The sequence below is a fragment of the Methanobrevibacter sp. UBA212 genome, assembly GCF_905233225.1.
Lineage (GTDB): Archaea > Methanobacteriota > Methanobacteria > Methanobacteriales > Methanobacteriaceae > Methanocatella.
This window is the reverse complement of the sequence record NZ_CAJODJ010000010.1, coordinates 38,128-56,204: the sequence shown is the minus strand read 5'-3', so window position 1 is coordinate 56,204 and position 18,077 is coordinate 38,128. Positions and strand designations below refer to the sequence as shown.

The 18,077-nt window shown below is 37.1% G+C and carries 23 protein-coding genes; 12 read left to right on the top strand and 11 right to left on the bottom strand.

Translation table 11 applies throughout. The annotated features are described in order from the left end of the window. Nucleotides 1-362: 362 nt before the first annotated feature. The gene (thsA, locus tag QZ138_RS03370) at nt 363-2,021 is read right to left on the bottom strand and encodes a thermosome subunit alpha (RefSeq protein WP_292886220.1); all 1,659 of its coding nucleotides are present in this window, start codon (nt 2,019-2,021) and stop codon (nt 363-365) included. A 117-nt stretch (nt 2,022-2,138) separates the two neighbouring features. On the opposite strand from thsA, the gene QZ138_RS03365 reads away from it, so the two are divergent. The 4 genes from QZ138_RS03365 to QZ138_RS03350 all read left to right on the top strand — a co-directional run bounded on the left by QZ138_RS03365 (nt 2,139) and on the right by QZ138_RS03350 (nt 4,514). Continuing rightward, entirely contained in the window at nt 2,139-3,155 is a 1,017-nt protein-coding gene (locus QZ138_RS03365) for a tetratricopeptide repeat protein (protein ID WP_292886218.1), read from the top strand. 66 nt (nt 3,156-3,221) lie between these two features. Then, the gene (locus tag QZ138_RS03360; protein WP_292600257.1) at nt 3,222-3,356 is read left to right on the top strand and encodes a hypothetical protein; all 135 of its coding nucleotides are present in this window, start codon (nt 3,222-3,224) and stop codon (nt 3,354-3,356) included. A 37-nt stretch (nt 3,357-3,393) separates the two neighbouring features. Beyond that, nucleotides 3,394-3,846, top strand: a complete 453-nt coding sequence (locus QZ138_RS03355; RefSeq protein WP_292600117.1) for a hypothetical protein — start codon at nt 3,394-3,396, stop codon at nt 3,844-3,846. An 8-nt stretch (nt 3,847-3,854) separates the two neighbouring features. Further along, a complete protein-coding gene (locus QZ138_RS03350) occupies nt 3,855-4,514 on the top strand; it encodes a DUF116 domain-containing protein (protein ID WP_292886215.1) in 660 nt (219 codons plus the stop codon). On the opposite strand, the gene QZ138_RS03345 is transcribed toward QZ138_RS03350, so the two are convergent. From QZ138_RS03345 to QZ138_RS03330, 4 genes are read right to left on the bottom strand one after another with little or no spacing between them, the layout of a single operon-like run. Continuing rightward, complete coding sequence (locus QZ138_RS03345; protein WP_292886212.1) at nt 4,495-4,698, bottom strand: hypothetical protein; 204 nt, start codon at nt 4,696-4,698, stop codon at nt 4,495-4,497. The genes QZ138_RS03350 and QZ138_RS03345 overlap by 20 nt on opposite strands. Before the next feature lie 2 nt (nt 4,699-4,700). After that, nucleotides 4,701-5,903, bottom strand: a complete 1,203-nt coding sequence (gene hmgA, locus QZ138_RS03340) for a hydroxymethylglutaryl-CoA reductase (NADPH) (protein WP_292886210.1) — start codon at nt 5,901-5,903, stop codon at nt 4,701-4,703. Then, complete coding sequence (gene sucD / locus QZ138_RS03335; RefSeq protein WP_292886207.1) at nt 5,904-6,764, bottom strand: succinate--CoA ligase subunit alpha; 861 nt, start codon at nt 6,762-6,764, stop codon at nt 5,904-5,906. Nucleotides 6,765-6,775: 11 nt separating this feature from the next. Continuing rightward, nucleotides 6,776-7,501: a hypothetical protein gene (locus QZ138_RS03330; protein ID WP_292600126.1), complete on the bottom strand. Its 726-nt coding sequence runs from the start codon at nt 7,499-7,501 to the stop codon at nt 6,776-6,778. 131 nt (nt 7,502-7,632) lie between these two features. On the opposite strand from QZ138_RS03330, the gene aroD reads away from it, so the two are divergent. Beyond that, nucleotides 7,633-8,310, top strand: coding sequence for a type I 3-dehydroquinate dehydratase (aroD, locus tag QZ138_RS03325; protein WP_292886204.1), 678 nt, complete (start codon nt 7,633-7,635; stop codon nt 8,308-8,310). A gap of 5 nt (nt 8,311-8,315) precedes the next feature. Continuing rightward, the gene (locus QZ138_RS03320; protein WP_292886201.1) at nt 8,316-8,918 is read left to right on the top strand and encodes a S24/S26 family peptidase; all 603 of its coding nucleotides are present in this window, start codon (nt 8,316-8,318) and stop codon (nt 8,916-8,918) included. Nucleotides 8,919-8,989: 71 nt separating this feature from the next. On the opposite strand, the gene QZ138_RS03315 is transcribed toward QZ138_RS03320, so the two are convergent. Both QZ138_RS03315 and QZ138_RS03310 read right to left on the bottom strand, forming a co-directional pair. Next, nucleotides 8,990-9,328, bottom strand: a complete 339-nt coding sequence (locus QZ138_RS03315) for a P-II family nitrogen regulator (RefSeq protein ID WP_292886198.1) — start codon at nt 9,326-9,328, stop codon at nt 8,990-8,992. 11 nt (nt 9,329-9,339) lie between these two features. Further along, entirely contained in the window at nt 9,340-10,557 is a 1,218-nt protein-coding gene (locus QZ138_RS03310; protein WP_292886195.1) for an ammonium transporter, read from the bottom strand. A 200-nt stretch (nt 10,558-10,757) separates the two neighbouring features. On the opposite strand from QZ138_RS03310, the gene QZ138_RS03305 reads away from it, so the two are divergent. The 6 genes from QZ138_RS03305 to QZ138_RS03280 are packed head-to-tail and all read left to right on the top strand — an operon-like array spanning nt 10,758 to nt 14,851. Next, on the top strand, nt 10,758-11,075 hold the full coding sequence (locus QZ138_RS03305) for a hypothetical protein (RefSeq protein ID WP_292886192.1): 318 nt from the start codon (nt 10,758-10,760) through the stop codon (nt 11,073-11,075). 4 nt (nt 11,076-11,079) lie between these two features. Beyond that, nucleotides 11,080-12,306 (top strand): HD domain-containing protein, encoded by a 1,227-nt coding sequence (locus QZ138_RS03300; RefSeq protein WP_292886189.1) that lies wholly within the window; start codon nt 11,080-11,082, stop codon nt 12,304-12,306. A 9-nt stretch (nt 12,307-12,315) separates the two neighbouring features. Further along, complete coding sequence (locus tag QZ138_RS03295) at nt 12,316-12,864, top strand: UbiX family flavin prenyltransferase (protein WP_292600140.1); 549 nt, start codon at nt 12,316-12,318, stop codon at nt 12,862-12,864. Further along, the gene (gene cbiT / locus QZ138_RS03290; RefSeq protein ID WP_292886186.1) at nt 12,865-13,428 is read left to right on the top strand and encodes a precorrin-6Y C5,15-methyltransferase (decarboxylating) subunit CbiT; all 564 of its coding nucleotides are present in this window, start codon (nt 12,865-12,867) and stop codon (nt 13,426-13,428) included. Nucleotides 13,429-13,445: 17 nt separating this feature from the next. Further along, nucleotides 13,446-14,204, top strand: a complete 759-nt coding sequence (locus QZ138_RS03285) for a hypothetical protein (RefSeq protein WP_292600144.1) — start codon at nt 13,446-13,448, stop codon at nt 14,202-14,204. Nucleotides 14,205-14,221: 17 nt separating this feature from the next. Next, entirely contained in the window at nt 14,222-14,851 is a 630-nt protein-coding gene (locus QZ138_RS03280) for a molybdenum cofactor guanylyltransferase (RefSeq protein ID WP_292886184.1), read from the top strand. Here the strand turns inward: QZ138_RS03280 and rrp42 are convergent. The 4 genes from rrp42 to QZ138_RS03260 are packed head-to-tail and all read right to left on the bottom strand — an operon-like array spanning nt 14,848 to nt 18,063. After that, complete coding sequence (rrp42, locus tag QZ138_RS03275; RefSeq protein WP_292600148.1) at nt 14,848-15,633, bottom strand: exosome complex protein Rrp42; 786 nt, start codon at nt 15,631-15,633, stop codon at nt 14,848-14,850. The two genes, QZ138_RS03280 and rrp42, sit on opposite strands and share 4 nt — an antisense overlap. 12 nt (nt 15,634-15,645) lie before the next feature. Further along, complete coding sequence (gene rrp41 / locus QZ138_RS03270; RefSeq protein ID WP_292600150.1) at nt 15,646-16,341, bottom strand: exosome complex exonuclease Rrp41; 696 nt, start codon at nt 16,339-16,341, stop codon at nt 15,646-15,648. Nucleotides 16,342-16,364: 23 nt separating this feature from the next. Continuing rightward, nucleotides 16,365-17,339 carry an exosome complex RNA-binding protein Rrp4 gene (rrp4, locus tag QZ138_RS03265; protein WP_292886181.1) on the bottom strand — a complete coding sequence of 325 codons (975 nt, stop codon included), beginning with the start codon at nt 17,337-17,339 and terminating at the stop codon, nt 16,365-16,367. A 22-nt stretch (nt 17,340-17,361) separates the two neighbouring features. Continuing rightward, entirely contained in the window at nt 17,362-18,063 is a 702-nt protein-coding gene (locus QZ138_RS03260; protein ID WP_292886178.1) for a ribosome assembly factor SBDS, read from the bottom strand. Nucleotides 18,064-18,077: the final 14 nt, after the last annotated feature.

The following is an 18,077-nucleotide window of genomic DNA, read 5'->3' as shown; positions in this document are numbered from 1 at the left end:
CTAATATTTATTACAAATATCTTATATAAACCTTTTTATTTACTAAATCCGATTAAATGAATTTAATTTTTAAAAATAAAGCTAAAACTTTATGAAAATTAACTATAAAGTAAAATTATCATTGAATTTAATTATAAAAGGATTAAATGATATGAAATAATATTTAAAGTTACTTAACTTTACTAAACTAAAAATCATTATTCTAATAGTTATAATATAAAATAGGGCATGTTAAAAAGTTATTTAATTTAAAATCATTGAATAAAGTATGATTAGAATAAAAAACAATGCATTTAATAAAGAATTTTGAAAAATAAGCATGAAAAATAAAAAAAAGTAGAAAAATGTAAAATTTTTAAATTTTACATCATTGGAGGCATTCCGCCCATTCCACCCATGCCGCCCATACCAGGCATTGGAGGCATGCCGCTGTCATCGTTTCCGGTCTCATCAGGTCCGGTGGAATTGAGTGCATTTCTTGCTGCAATCATGTCATCAATACGCAATATCATTTCTGCAGCTTCGCCAGCTGATTGAAGAGCTTGTATTTTTACCCTTAAAGGTTCAATTACACCTGCATCCTTCATGTCAACCACTTTGCCTTCAAATACATTGATTCCGATGAACGGGTTGTCTTCGTGAGCAGCCTTTAAATCAGCAATCAGGTTAATGGTGTCCAAACCTGCATTTTCAATTAAGGTTCTTGGAATAACTTCCAGTGCTTCGGCATACTTCAAGATAGCCAATTGTTCTCTTCCGCTTACGGATTCACCATATTCCCTTAACTGTTTTACCAAATCGATTTCACAAGCTCCTCCACCAATGAGAACTTTACCTTCTTCAATGGTTGCTCCAACCACTCCTAAGGCATCGTCAAGAGCCCTTGCGATTTGTTCGGTAACATAACGGGTACTTCCCCTCAATACAATTGAGGAAGCCTTCGGATTGTCACATTCTTCGATTAAGGTTAATTCGTGATCAAATATTTTATCAAGATATACGTGACCTGCATGACCTAATTTATCTTCGGATAAATCTTCAATGTCAGTTACAAGTTTAGCGCCTGTAGCCTTTTCGATTCTTTCCATGTCAGATTTTTTAACACGTTTGAAAGCCATGATTCCTGCCTTTTTAAGGTAGTGTTCTGCCATGTCGTCAATACCTTTCTGACAGAATAGGACGTTGACTCCGGAGTCGATTACCTTGTTGACTAACTCTTTGATCATGTTTTCTTCCTGTTTGAGGAATGCTTCGAATTGGTCAGGACTAGTTATGTCAATTTTTGAATCAGTATTAACATCTTTTAATTCAATAGGATATTTCATGATGGCAATTTTTGCATCTTTAATATCTTTAGGCATGTTTTTGGATACTGGAGCTTTATCGATGATGATTCCTTCAGCTAAAAATGAATCCTCTACAGAATCTCCTGAAACCCTTTGTATGTTAATATTGTCAATGTCGGATTTTCCGTCTTCTTTGATTCTTAATGCAGCTTTCACAACTAAATCGGCCAAGTGTTCTTTTGCATAGTCTGAACCTTTACCGCTCATTGCAGTGATAGCCACTTTTTTAAGAGTTTCTTCATCATCCGCATCAATTGCGATTTCCTTTAATAACTCAACTGCTTTTTTAGTTGCATTTCTGTATCCTTTAACAACAACGGATGTTGCAATTCCATCTTCCAATAGCTCTTCAGCTTTAGATAATAATTCACCAGCAACAACAACGACAGAAGTGGTTCCGTCTCCAACAATTTCTTCTTGTTTTTTTGCTGTTTCCACAAGCATTCTAGCTGCAGGCTGGTTGATTTCCATTTCTCTCATGATGGTTGCACCATCGTTGGTGACAGTCACATCACCTAATGAATTGGTTAACATTTTGTCCATTCCTTTAGGACCGAGAGTGGTTCTTACGATGCCTGCCAATACTTTAGCGGCAGTGATATTCATTCTTAAAGCATCTCTTTTTGAATATCTTTCGGTTCCTTCAGGAAGGATAAATATTGGTTGATTTGCCATTTAATAATCACCTTAAATTTTTTTTAAATAAAATATAAAACTAAGTTTTTATACATTAATAAATAGGTAAGAGGTAATATAAAAACATTGCCCATTAAAGTAACTTTAGGTGTGTTAATGTACGAAAAAATCATAAAAGAAATTAAATCTAACTTAGGTGAAAACAAGGATTTGAACAGGCAATACTTGTCCGACCAGATAGAAGTCTATAAGGACCATCCATACAACAAGGAAATAATCAAGGAAATCTCCCGCCTGATGTGGGACTGCCTGAGCGATGATGAAAAGCAGGAGTTCATTGAAATGTCGGAAAAGGAAAATCCGATACTTGACATTCTAAATGATATCTATTTTGATATTGAAAACGGCAACTATGAAACACCTCTAAAAAAGCTTGATGAGTTTATGAAAACATTTCCTGCAATGTTTGAAGACGATAAGGTAAGCGAGTACCATTACTTTACCAATCCTCTGGAAGAGCTGATCTTTAGAAAATATATCGGACTGAAAAAGGAACTGAGATACATTCCGGACAATCAGCCCCTGCTTGACTTGTATTACGTTTATGGATTTCTGCTTCTTGAGTCCAAGCAGTATGACAAGGCTGAAGAATACCTGAAAAAGGCCATTAAAATCAATCCGGTCTCATCAAGAATAATTCTGGAACTGACTGAAATATACAAGGTCCACACATACACATTCAATGAATACGTCCTGCACACATCCGATGCACTGAAATACGCCTATTATCCGCAGGACATTGCGAGATGCTACAGGAACCTGGGATATTACTATGTGGAAGAAAACGACATGAAAACTGCCCTGGCACTATACATCTACAGCATGGAGTTTGAGGCAAGCCCCCTTGCATATGCCGAAATAAAGTTCATCCAGTCAAAAAACGACAACATCGAATTGTCCATTAAAGAATGCATTGACATTATTGCAGGTAAAAACATTCAATTGGGAGCAAATCCATTCATTTTGGATGCATTGAATGAACTGATTGAAGAATATGATAAAAACAAGCTATATAATCAATTGTTGTATTTTTTAGAATTGAAATTTGATTTGGACAATGACAGACAAACACTTGAAAGAATTAATGAAACCCGAAAGAAACTGGAAAACTAAACTATTAATAATATATAATATATATTATATAACAGGTGATTTATAATGTGTTCAAGTGGAGGGCCAATGGCCGATATTGATTTGAAAAAATTGAAAACCAAAAAATACCATTGTAAAGACTGTGGAAATTCCTTTAAGGGACTTGGAAAAAAAGTAGTTTGTCCGTCCTGTCAAAGTGACAATGTAGAACTTGCAGAGTAAATTTATTTACTCTCCTTTTATTTTTTTAGTGATTAACATGAATATTGATTTTAAAGATGATGAAATACTATTTCTTGAAGGCGAAACCGGAATGGTTGGCGTCGTTAAGGTGGCATATGAAAACAAGATGCTTTTCATTGCAACACAGGACAACGAGGAGATAGTCCAATTTTTAGAATCAGATGACATTATCGCCGTATCAAACTTCAAAAAAGATAAAAGGGCCATTCGCTCACAGGCTTATCTCAGCCGTGAAGAATCCTCACCACTGGTCATTCTAAACAAGGATCATCCGTCAACAAAGCGTTTGGAAACAGTGATATCAATAGGAGATGGAGTAAACCTGAACTGCAACATCACACCGGGAACACATCCAGAACAGAACGTATTATGTTCCTGTGACAGCCTGTCAGGACTTGAGATAATAAAGACACCCACCGGCGTGAAATTAAACAGAGACTTTGAGAATTACACTATTGAAAAATTTTAGGTTGAAATATGATTTTTATTGACTCCTTTTACATGTTTTTAGGTCAACTGGTAGTTTTTATAGCTATCCTGATTGTCATATTATTTATTGTGGTGTTGATTTTAGGATATCTGATAGCCCGTAAAAACAAGATAAAGTTCCCAAGATTCCTATTATACATTGTGGATTTATTATACTCACCTTTCAAGACAATTGCCAGCTTCTTAAAATTGGATGAGCATCTGATTGACAACATTGCAATAAAAGTTCGCGATGACCTCAACAGGGAACGATTCAGACATATTCCTGCTGAAAAGACATTGATTTTTTTACCTCATTGCCTCAGACACAGGGACTGTCCTGCAACGCTTCAAAAGGAAGGCATAAACTGCATCGAATGTGGATTATGTTCCATCGGAGCCATCAAGAAAAAATCCGAGCCAATGGGTTACAAACTATACATTGTTCCTGGATCAAGTTTCGTTAAAAAAATAGTCATGGAAAATAAGTTTCAGGCAGTTCTCGGCGTGGCCTGCCATGAGGATTTGAATCAAGTGATGATGCTTCTATCCGATTTCTGCCCGCAGGGCGTTCTGCTTGAAAAGACAGGATGTTATGAGACAAAAGTAAATGTTAAAAAAGTATTTGAAAAGATAGATTCCAAATACCCTAATCAAAATAAGCCATGAATTCATCGGATTCCGGTGTTTCACTAAACTCTTTAATGAAATCGTTTAAATCATTGATGAATTCATCTTTTCTTTTGTCCAAATCTTTAATCTCAGAATAGTCCTTTTTAACTGATATTGTCATTGCAATATCATCGGTTTCAAGAGTGATTTCAGGATACAGCGAATCTAGAAAATCATCCATGTTTATCCTCTTCCAAGTTCCTGGTGAGCTCTTGCAAGATGTCCTGCAGCCAATGCCCCTACAAGTGACAGTTCACCTGCCAGAACGGTTGAAGCCACAATTTCTGCAAATTCACGTGCATGACCTGAACCTGCAACACCAAGAATCTCCAGTCCTTCATGAGCAACTTCCAAACTGGTTCCGCCACCAACAGTGGCAACAGGCAAATCAGGCAAGTTTACTGAGAAATATAAATCGCCGTTTCTGTTTTCGGCTGTTGTTATACCAAGAGATCCTTCAGCAACATGTGCCGGGTCCTGACCGGTGGCCAAAAATATTGCCGCAACCATATTAGCATAATGGGCATTGAACGCCATGGAACCGCTTGCCGCTGAACCGATTAGATTTTTAGCAGTGTTGACCTCAACGATTGCCTCGGATGTTGTTTTCAGTTTTTTAGCTACAATGTCCTTTGGTATTAATATGTCTGCTATAACGCTTTTTCCCCTTCCTTCAACAATGTTTATAGCAGCAGGCTTTTTATCGACACAGACGTTACCGCTCAATGCAATATGGAGTGCACTGGTCTCTTCAGCCAATTTATCTAAGATTTTTTCAGAAGCTATTGTCACCATGTTCATCCCCATGCTGTCTCCGGTTGAGAAGACAAATCTCGGATACACATAGCTTCCGACGATTAAGATAGGATCTATTTTAATCAGTTTACCATGAGAAGTTGTACTTTCGGCAATCTGCTTTAACTCATCGAAATTATCAATAAACCATTGTTTGATTTTCAAAGCATCACCAACACCATCACATTTGATTGCTGGTGCACGGGTCATGATATCTGAGACAACCCTCGGATTTACACCACCGGATGCAGTGATTGTTGATGCTCCTCTGTTGATTGATGCAACTAATGCTCCTTCAGATGTTGCGAGTGGAACAAAGACTTCCCTTTGACAATATTCCCCATTGATTTTCATTGGCCCTGCAATTCCCATAGGCAACTGCAATACGCCGATTGAATTTTCAATGTTACGGGCAGATGCCCTTTCCATGTCCAAAGTATAGTTTGCAATATTGGATAATTCCAAATCATACTTCTGTTCGAGAAATTCCCTTCTAATGTCGGTTGCTTCCTTTGCTGAAACCTCTTTATCAACCTGATAAAGCTTCATTTCTCCGCTTAATAATTTATCAATAATTTCCTGATTTGACATCTACATTACCTTTTTAAGTAAATCTACAATTTCAGATGGTTTTTTAGCTACTTCAACACCAGCCTCATTTAGGGCTTGGGTTTTGCTTGCAACTGTACCTGATGATCCTTGAATGATTGCTCCGGCATGTCCCATTCTTTTGCCCGGAGGTGCTGTTCTTCCTGCAATATATGATACGACCGGTTTTGACATTTCTTCAGCAATATATTTGCCGGCCCTTTCCTCTGCATTTCCTCCAATTTCACCAATCAAAACAACAGCATCGGTTTGCTCATCCCTTTCAAATCTTTCCAGGATATCAACATAGTTGCTTCCGGTTACAGGGTCTCCTCCAATACCTACAGCGGTGCTCTGGCCGATTCCTGCATTGGTAAGCTCGCTTGCAATTTCATATGTTAATGTACCGCTTCTTGAAATTACGCCCACGTTACCTTCCTTGAAGATGTGGGTCGGCATAATTCCCAATTTTCCGATGCCCGGAGAAATGATTCCAGGAGTGTTCGGTCCGATAACGGTTGTGTCCATCTCCTTTGCATATGCCATGATTTTCATACTGTCATGAACTGGAATATGTTCTGAAATGATAACAACCAAATCCAAGTGTCTGATTGCTTCAAAAGCAGCATCTTTTGCAAATCTTGCAGGAACAAAAATGATTGAAGCATTAACATCGACTTCCTCTGTCGCTTCTTCCATGGAGTTAAAAATAGGAACTCCCATAAAGTCCTGACCTCCTTTTCCAGGAGTCAAACCAGCCACAATATTAGTATCGTATTTTAACATTTGTTCAGTGTGGAAAGAACCTTGCTTACCGGTTATTCCCTGAACTAAACATTTTGTATCTTTGTTTAATAAAATCATAATTAAATCTCCTATCTCAATATTCTTGTTTTATTTTCAAATGGAACAGCTAAATCTATTACATTTCCATTCATCAATGCAGTAGCTGAAAATATTACACTACCAGGCAATACATTACAAGTTGTTCCTCTTTCAACTAAATAAACGTTCTTATTTCCAAGTGCAGCTCCAATCATGGCTCCTGCAATAACTCCAACAGATTCTATATTCTCAACAGTTGCTACAACAACAGGATCATCGGTTTCCGGTGAGACATAACCTACACCGGGAATCTTTCTTGTCTTTGGCTCGATATAATCTGATACATCAGTGCAGTTTTTCATGCCTTTTGCCGCTTCAATTGCTGAGTTTGCAACATCCGCAACGAATGGCTCACCACCATAAGTGTCAAAACCCAAGATAATGGCATCAGGATAGAAATCCTTTCTTATGCTTGCTTCAGCATAGGATATTCCTTCTCCCGCATCATCCGGATTATCAGATATTCCAGACAAATCACCAAGATTTTCTGCACTCATCTTTAAAACATTGACCAGACCTTCATTGACCACTTCAAGCAAATCATCCTCAACAAATGCGGTGACAACGACATCATCACCGGTGACATTTGTTAATTCAGCGTTTCTTGCACCTAAGTCTATCACACTCTGAAGGTTCTTTTCTATAGTTTCTACTAGCTTAGAACTGCAGGATACATCATTTTTTGATATATCTGCACCTATAGCTGTAACTTTCAAATTAACACCTTGTATAATTAATTTAACAAATAAATAAAATTTTGAAATTTTATTGGTATATATTATGTTTTTTAATTTATATAAAGTTTTTAAGAAAACTTATTTAATAATAATAAATATAGTATAATGTAATGTATTCACAAACAAAAATTGCAATTCCCATTTTTCAAGAAAAATACGAGGATGTCATTGAAGTTGCAAACGATTGCATCGATAAGGGCGCTGACGTATTGGAATTCAGGATAGATGCACTTGAAAATCCTGAAATTAACAAAATCAGAGAGACAATCAAAAAAATTGATTTTCCGATGATCGCCACCAACAGAATCAACACAGAAGGCGGTTCCTTTAAGGGAAGCGAAGAGGAAAGGTTCAATATTCTCTATGAATGCTGCGACCTTGTTGATTATGTGGACATTGAGCTTCAAAGCAGCGACGAATACATAAATAAAATTCATGATACAGGTGTCAAAACCATCGTTTCCTATCATGACTTTGAAAAGACTCCCGATTTAAATGAGATAATGTACATTGTCGATAAAGAGCATGAAATGGGAGACATCGCCAAGGTTGCCTTCATGCCACAGGATTTGGAGGATACCTTAACAATACTTGCAGTTCTTTCCCATTGCGAAGACACAATCGCCATTTCAATGGGGGATCTGGGAAGCTATACCCGAGTCATGGCTTCCAAATTTGACTCACCAATCACTTTTGCTGCCGGAAGGGATGCAACCGCTCCCGGCCAAATAGACATTGAAACAATGAAAGCTCTTCTAAATATGGATTTAAACATTATGGATGAGTGATTTAAATGGCTAAAAAGATAATTTTAGCTTTAATAATACTGATTTTAATCATATTTTTAGGAATCCTATTTCTAGGCAATAATACAGTTGATGTTTATAACGACGGGGAAAACGTGACTGTCGAAACCACCACCTTTTCAGACATCGACAAGCACAGGCTTAACAAGGAGATTTGCAACTACACTTTAGATGTCATGAACAATACAAATACAAGCATATCCACTTATAGGCATGGAATCGAGGATATATGCAGACAGTATGGTCTTGAAAATGTTAAAATAAATATAGAATCAAGCATTGGCCCCAATCAGATTCCGATTATAGTTACTGTCGACGGAACATCCATGCTTCCAACGCTGCAGGATGGGCAAACCGTTCTTTTAAACAAGACCCATGACATACATGTCGGGGATATCGTTGTTGCCGAATCTGATGAGTACGGCGGAATCATAAAAAGAGTTGACCAAATCAAAGGAAATGAAGTCCATCTGATAAGCGACAATAAGGGAATCTCATACGAGTACATAAATGGCGTTTTATATGAAGTCAGCGGCATAACCACCTGGGTTGACATTTCAGACATAAACGGTGTGGTTATTCAGTATTAAAAAAAGGAAAATAATGCAGAAATGCACTATTTTCCCAGGGAGATATAAAAATAAGTTTTTCAAGGAATCGGCTACACGGCATCATCCCCCTCTTCACCAGTTCTTATCCTTATCACATTCTCAACAGGCTGGATGAATATCTTTCCATCCCCAATGTTTCCTGTATGAGCTCCTTTCTTGATTGCATCAACTAATAAGTCAAGGCCTTCATCTTTTACAACAATTTCTATGCGTGTTTTCGGAATCAAATCTACACAATAGCTTGATCCCCTGTAAGACTGTCTGATTCCCTGTTGGCTTCCTCTTCCTTTTACTTCAGTGACTGTCATTCCTTCACAGCCCGCTTCCACCAAGGCCCTTTTGACGTCATCAAATTTTTCCTGTCTTATAATTGCAACAATACGTTTCATTTACATTCCTCCTATGAATTAAAGTTATAAGCAGATTCTTTGTGAAGATGGGTATCCAGTCCACCAATTTCTTCGCTCTCTTCTACTCTTATACCATTCATTGATTTATCTATTATCTTAGCCAATATATAGCTTACTACAAATGAATAGGCCATTGTTGCGATAACGCTTATTATCTGTATTACAACCTGATTGGCATTTCCTGCAATCAATCCTGCAACTCCTCCAACTGATGGAACTGCAAAGATTCCTGTTGCGATTGCTCCCCATACACCGGACATTCCGTGAATGCCCCATGCATCCAATGCGTCATCGTATCCGAGTTTAGGTTTTAAGTAATTGATTGAATAGTATGACACAATAGGAGCCACAGCACCAATGACCAATGCTCCGAAAACATCCACAAAACCTGCTGCAGGGGTGATTCCTACCAAACCTGCCACAGCACCGGATATTGCACCTAACATTGTTGGTTTTCCAATTTTTGTTACATCAATTATTGTCCAGACAATGAGACCTGTAGCTGCAGCGACATTTGATACGATTATAGCGTTTGCTGCAAGACCGTCAGCCGCAAGGCCTGATCCTCCATTGAATCCCATCCAACCAAACCAGAGCAGTGCAGCACCAAGTACCGCATATCCTAAATTATGTGGAATCAATGAGGTGTTTTTCCTTTTACCTAAAACCAATGCCACGGCAAGAGCGGAAATACCTGAATTAATGTGGACTACCGCACCTCCTGCAAAATCAAGTGCGCCCATCTGCATCAGCCATCCTCCGCCCCATACCCAGTGGGCAATAGGGACGTAGACAAGACATGCCCAAATCGGAACAAATATTACCCATGCTTTTGTCTTCATTCTTCCAACCAAAGCACCGGACATGATTGCAACAGTAATTCCTAAGAATGCACATTGAAACATTACAAACAGTAATGTCGGAATAGTTCCATTTAAGTCATCCAATCCAATTCCCTGCAAGAAGAAATTGGTTGGTGAACCGATTAATCCATTAATATCACTTCCAAATGCAAACTGATAACCGAATGCTACCCAAAGCACACTGATTATTGCAAATGCAATGAAAGTTAAAAACATTGTATTTAAAACATTTTTTCTTTTGCTTAATCCTCCGTAAAAAAATGCTACTGCAGGAATGCTCATCAGAAGCACCAGTAAGGTACAAATAAGAACCCATGCAGTGTCACCAGCACTAAACATATCCATAATATCTTAACTCTATCTATTTTTATTAGTCGGAAATATACTGTCGGAAGTATACTTCCGATATAGTAATTTATCACTAATCCTATATAAACATTTTGCAAAATTGAGAAAAAAACTTTAAATGTAGTTTAATTTTACCAAACAATTAAATAATAGCTTTTAAAAAAAATAATAATAGCATAGATTAATAAAGTGTTATTATGAGAGGTTCAATTAAAGCAAATTTAATAGTATTTTTAATAATTGCCGTAATTGCGTTTTGTATCAGCTCAGCATTCGCAACACTGACAATACATGAAGATAATGAATCGTACAAATTAAAATCACTTGAAGACGATTCATTTGAACCAGAAGAGATTGAATATGTGCCGACATACATTCCAAAAAATGATACAAACACAACAAATAAAACTACAACTAATGACACTAAGACTAATGTAACCGATTATGTAGAAACTATAATAGACAATCTGACGGATGACAATTACACAATGATAGAAAAATACATTGAGGACTGATAAAATGAGTGAAAAAAAGAAATTTATCAGAGATAGCGTCTATGGAGATATTAGCTTAAACAGTTTTGAAGTGAAAATAATGGACATGCCCCAATTTCAACGTTTAAGACGCATTAAGCAGTTGGGACTGATAAGTTTAATTTATCCCGGTGCAACACACACAAGGTTTGAACATTGTGTCGGAACCATGAATCTGGGATCAAAACTTTCCGAAGAATTGGGATTGAATAAAGACGAAATAGAACTGATTAGAGCATCCGGACTCCTGCATGATATCGGCCACGGCCCATTTTCACACGTTTCAGAAGGAGTGCTATCCGTTCCTCATGAGGAATTGTCAAAATATGTAATCACCAAAACATCAATGAGAGACCTTCTGGAAGAAAAATTTGATGTTAATGAAATCGTTGACATCATCAACGGAAAAGGCACACTAGGACCAATCGTTTCAGGAGAGCTTGATGTTGACAGAATGGATTATCTTTTAAGAGATTCACACAATACCGGCGTTTCCTATGGAAAAATAGATTATGAAAGACTGATTTCAAATCTGAGATTAGATGATGGACTTATACTTGACATCAAAGGTGTTCAGGCAGCTGAAGGAGCATTAGTATCAAGATATTTCATGTATCCGAGCGTTTATCAGCACCACACCACCAGAATCGTGAACACAATGTTTAGAAGGGCTCTGAAAAAAATAATCGATGAAGACATAATCAAGGAACGTGAAATCTACAAATACGACGATTCAGACATTATCGCAACATTCAGACAGTGCGAAAACGATTATGCAAGAGACATTATGTACAGGCTTGACAACAGGATTGTTCCAAAAAGAGTGAAGACAATCCGTTTGGACAACTTCAAATTTCCGGAAAAAATGTATAAGATAGAAGCCGATGAGCTCAGAAAAGCAGAAGCGGAAATTGCAGAAGATTATGGGCTTGACAAAGATTATGTATTCATAAACATTGCAGAATATCCTCGCTTTGATGAGATGAAGACCCAGGTGAGCGTTGATGGAAAACTGTTCCCATTGACTGAAATATCAAACATCATCTCAGCATTAAGCAAAGCAAGATTCAACATTCCAGACATCAGCGTTTATGTTCCGGAAGAGGAAAAATCAAAATTTGACAAATTAAAACTCGAAAATTACATTGACTTACCAGAGATTGACCGTGAAAAATTCCACGGAATACATTATGACCAGATTAAACTGTTTTAGGAGAATAATATGATAGTAGTTGGAATAACAGGAGCAAGCGGAGTCATATATGGAATAAGACTTCTTGAAGCGTTGAAAGAATTGAATATTGAAAACAGTTTGGTCATAAGCGATGCAGCCAAGATTGTCATTGAATCGGAAACGGATTACAGCGTTGAGGATGTCATCAACAAAGCTGACATATATTACGATTTCAATGACCTGACCGCTTCCATAAATAGCGGATCATTTAAAGCGGACGGCCTGGCAATTGTTCCATGTTCGATGAAGACATTGTCATCAATTGCCAATGGATATGGTGCAAATACAATAACAAGGGTTGCCGACGTTAGCCTTAAAGAAAGAAGACCAACTGTTATTGTTCCCCGTGAAACTCCGCTTAGAAGCATTCATTTACAGAACATGCTAACATTATCACAGGAGGGAGCCATCATTTTACCAGCGATGCCTGGTTTTTACTCAACACATGACACCGTTGATGACCAGATTAATTTCATTGTCGGAAAGATTCTTGACTCCCTGAAAATTGAAAATGATTTATTTAAAAGGTGGGAATAAATGTTAGAAGACAAGGATTTCTTTAAATCCTGTGAAGTTCCAGGACCAACCAAAGAAGCCATAAGAGCAATAATACTATATAAATCAGAAGTGAAACCAACCGACAGGGTTGTTGACTGCGGCTGCGGAACCGGAGGGATAACCTGCGAGTTCAGCCAAAGGGCAGGGGAGGTCATTTCCATTGACACCAACCCTGAAGCGATTGAAGTAACTTCAAAAAATCTTAAGAAATTCGGACTTGGAGATAATGTCACATTAATTAATGATGATGGAGCAAATGCCCTAAATGATATTGACAATATTGATATTGCCGTTGTGGGAGGCAGCGGCAGGCAATTAGAAAATATTTTAGACATTGTCCATGAAAAACTGAATTCAAAAGGTAGAATCATCATTACAGCTATTCTGGTTGACACTAAAGTTGAAGCAGTCAATAAGCTTAAGGATTTGGGATACAATCCAAAACTTATGGAAGTCAATGTTTCAAATGGAAGAATCCTCGACAGAGGAATCCTGATGATTAGCGAAAACCCGATAGCCATCATAACTGCAAAAAAACGATAAGATTGGAGATTATACAAATGAGTAAACGATTAAGTTGGAAGGTAAAATTTTCCATAGTAATGGTTTTGCTGATAATTATCATTTATGGATCAAATTACCTTGTATTAGGTGACGGAGAACATATTATTTCATATGTTTGGACACATTTAGGTTTCATTCCAGTTGATATTCTGCTAGTAGCATTCTTGCTTGATGAAATCATTGAAAAGAAGGAAAAAGAAGCCATGCTTGAAAAATTAGACATGCTTATGAGTACTTTCTTTTCAGAAGTTGGAAACGACTTGATTAGCCAGTTGAGCGCTGCAAACAAATATAAAACAAGTACCGAAAACTTAAAATCAATCAAAAATTGGAATGAAGAAGACTTTGACAATAAACTAGCTGAACTAAAAGACGCTTCACTTGATTTTCAGGCAGACATCTCTGCTGAAGAACGTGAAGAGTTCTTAGAAAACTTAAGAACATTGCTTGCAAGTAAAAGAGAATTTATTATTAACTTAATAAACAACCCTAATTTACTTGAAAAAGAGGAATTTACCGAATTGACCAATGCCATTCTTCACTTGGATGAAGAGCTTGAACACAGAAAAGATTTGGCATTAGTTACAGATACTGACTTCGGCCATTTGAATGGAGACATGAAAAGGGTATACGACAAATTAGTCTATGAATGGGTCAATTATCTAAAATACCTGTATAAGAATTACCCTTACATGATTGCATTAGTTATTCGTACCAATCCATTTGATGCTGATGCAGACGTATATGTAAAATAGTTCCGGAGAGATTTAATATGAGTAACGATATTGAAAATGGTGAAAGTATTAAATCTTGCATTATTTTATGTGGAGGTAAGAGTAGCAGAATGGGTCAGGACAAAGGTTCCATGATTATTCGGGACAAACCTATGATCAAACATATTCTTGCTACTTTAAACCACCAGATTAATGAAGCAATAATTGTTTTAAATGACACAAAAAGGATTGAGAGATACAGCGAATTTATCAATCCAAAAGACTACACATACACAATTACTTTTGTAGAAGATAAGATTAAAAACAAAGGCCCCATGCCCGGAATCATGACCGGACTATATGAAATCAAAGGTGAATATGCCCTTATTCTGCCTTGCGACAGTCCTTATGTTTCCAAAAATTATATAAATACTATTTTTGAAGAGATTGATGAAGACTATCAGGCCATTGTGCCATATCACGATGATGAAAACAAATTGAAAACATCCGAACCACTTCATTCAATATACCATAAAAGCATTATTCCCGAAATCGAAAATCTGATATCAAATGATGTTCTGCATATCAAGGGACTGATAGAAAAAATAGATGCAAAATTTGTCCTGATTGATAATAAAAAAATAGAAAAAAAAGAATTTAGAAATCTTAATCGTCCTCAGGACATTTAAAGATGTTCTATTAACTCTTTTGTTTTTTTAACTGCCAAATTGACAGCGAAAAGAATGTCATCTTTGGTCAATGGCTCTTTTCCACCTTTTTGCATGGAACAGATGTGGCCATCTTTTGTAACACCAACATTTAAACGAGCGGAAGCTACGCTTTCTTCGGATAATGTTGGGTCGATTACAATCTTATCACCAATTTTAACGAAGGTACATAAAGCCAATTCGTTGTTGATTGGTAAATCAAAGGTTTCATCTTCACTGAGTACAACTTCTTCATCAACGATAGTTGCAACAGGCAATTTAGTGGTTTTTAAAGCAGCCATGACTGCTAATTCACATGCATCGAAAAGGTTTCCACAGTTATCGATAATATGCAAGTCAATGAATAGCATCCAAACGTGTTTTCCTTCTTCAACACATAACTTATCTAATTCCACCAATTCACTTTCACGAATACCTCTGTCAACCACACGTGCAAGTTCGATTGAATCTTCACTAGGTGGTCCCGGTTCAAAAGTAGGATCAGCCATCGGCAACATTTCACAGTTGGTCATTAAAACTCCTAAATCTGGAGTGTCCGGGAATGGGCTTCCAAGCTGTGGTTTAATACCTACAATAACTTGAGTTCCACCGATTTTAACACGAGCGGAACCTTCAGCCTTAGAAATAACATTAGTTTCAATAGAAATGTCCCTATATTCATCAAGTGCCCTGCCATCTTCTCTTTTATCATTTCCGACAAGGTTTTCAATACTTCTTCTTGTAATTTCTGGTACTATCTGCATATTTCCACCCCCTTATTCTATAGAATATTTTTTCATTAAAGCTTCTTTTTGGATTTCATTTACTTTACGACATCCTTCCATAGCTAAATCGATTGCTTTTGCAAATTCTTCTTCAGTTAAGTCACCGTCACTTTGCAATAAGGTGATTTCGCCGGTTCTTGGCATCATAGCTATTGGAACATCAGCTTGACCTTCCTTATCCTCTTTTTCAGATAAGTCAAGGACTATTTCATCATAAACTTTACCTGCAGCGCAACCTACAACAATGTCTTTCATAGGTATTCCTGCATCGACAAGAGCAACGGAAGCTGCTGTAATTCCAGCACAACGGGTTCCACCTTCAGCTTCGATTACTTCTATATAAATATCAATCATTGATCTAGGATAATTTTCCAACATTAATGCTGGTCTTAAAGCATCAGCAGTGATTTTGGAAATTTCAGAGGATCTCCTGTCAGGTCCTGGTCTTTTTCTGTCATCTACAGAAAACGGTGCCATGTTATATCTGCATCTGATTACACCGGTGTTAGGTTCGAGTAATCTTCTGATGTATGATTCCCTAGGACCATAAACAGCTACCAGTATTTTATTTCCTCCAACTTCCAAGTAAGCTGAACCGTCTGCACGTTCAAGAACTCCAGCTTCAATCTTAATAGGACGTAATTCATCAAATTTCCTACCATCATCTCTTATAATATCTGACATCATATCAACCTCATAAACGTGAAGAATTATTTATTATTCAATATGAAAGAATTGTTTGAGTTATCACCGTATGATAGTGAACCATCTTTGCTTTTATTTTTTCTTTTAAATTCTTCTATAACTTCACCAATGTCTGGTTTTTCTTTTTTCTCTTTCTCTTCTTCTGCTTCTTCAGCCTCTTCTGATTCCTCAGCTTCTTCAGCTTCTTCTGCTGCTGCCTTTTCTTCAGCTTCCTTTTCTTCTTGTTCTAATTCTTCTTTAAAATTTTGAAGTTTAGGTTTTTCTAAAACAAATTCCTCTTCGGTTTCCTCAACTTCTTCAGGAGGCAATTCTCCATCGATAGCCAGGTACAATTTGTTTTTAATTTTATTTGTTAAACCAGAAGTATGAGCTTCAGCTTCAATCAAATGAATTATTTCACGGGTAAGCTGTTCCATGTCTTCGTTTCCTTTAACCCATACAAGACCGTTTTGACCAACAACGATTTTACATTTTGTTTTGTCTTTAATCATGTTAATCATTGAGCCTTTTTTACCGATTAATCTAGGAACCTTGGTTGGAGCAATATCTACAATAATTCCTCCTTTGAATTTACCCATTCCTCTACCTTTTAAACCGAGTTTTGCCTTTTTGATTTCATCAACATCGACAACTCTTAAAAATAGCACATCCCCAACATCATATACCTTGTTGAGTTCTTTTTTCTCACGACCAAACACTTCAAAGGCAGGTAAAATTCCTGAATATGGTGAATTGATGTCTACATCCCACATTGAGAATCTGACATCCTTAATCTTACCGATTACGACATCTCCTTTTTTAGGAACATATTTGCTCTTTAAAGGAATGACTCTAATTTTTTTATTCCTTAAAGAAACACGTCCCAACAAAGAAGAGCAAACTTTACCGTTTTCTTTAAAGGTACCTCTTCCTGAATAGTATTCATCATCAGCCAATATCTGGCCTGGAATAACTAAATCTTTATTTTCCACGTGTATCATAGTAATCCCTATAAATATGAATTTACTTTATAGTTCTGGTTTCCGCCTCTCCACCTGAAATTTCAGCCATTTTTGAAGCGAAAGAATTCTGAAGACCACCCGGCATTTCCACAATGCCTATCCAAGAACCGTCCTGCTGCCATTCTTCATTGACGATTTCTCCAAATCCATGGATTACATTATAGGCTCCGCCTGCTACTGAACCCGGAAGTCTGACAGCGACTTTAACTTTTTCAAATCTGATTGGAATAAGTGGCTTGATAGCTTTAAGGGCTGATTGAACCTGTTGGTCAACTGATGTGAACGGATCAAATTTGACCTTGGCCTCGTCACATGCATTTTCAATCCTTTGGACCGGATGAGGCAAGCCATTTTGAGGATTGATTGCTTCTCTTGCAATCTTATTTATTACAAGTTTTCTTTTATCCTCCTGCATCTTTCTTTTTTGATCGGCAGTTAACTGTACAGTTCCCTTTTCAAGTATAATCCTTGAAACTTCAATAGGATCGGTAGTTTCAAAGATTTTATTCATGGCTTCATCAGAAGCCTTATCTCCTTTTTTGGAGTCTTTAAAAATTTCTTCAACAGCTAAAAGATCTTCGATGGCAACATCTGGGCCGTCAGGATTTCGAAAATCTGCCGCTAAATCAGGGTCAACCAATATTTCAAAATGTTCACCTGAGTACTCGTATTTAGCAATTATAGCTTCATCAACATTTACCATCAAAGCATCCCCTA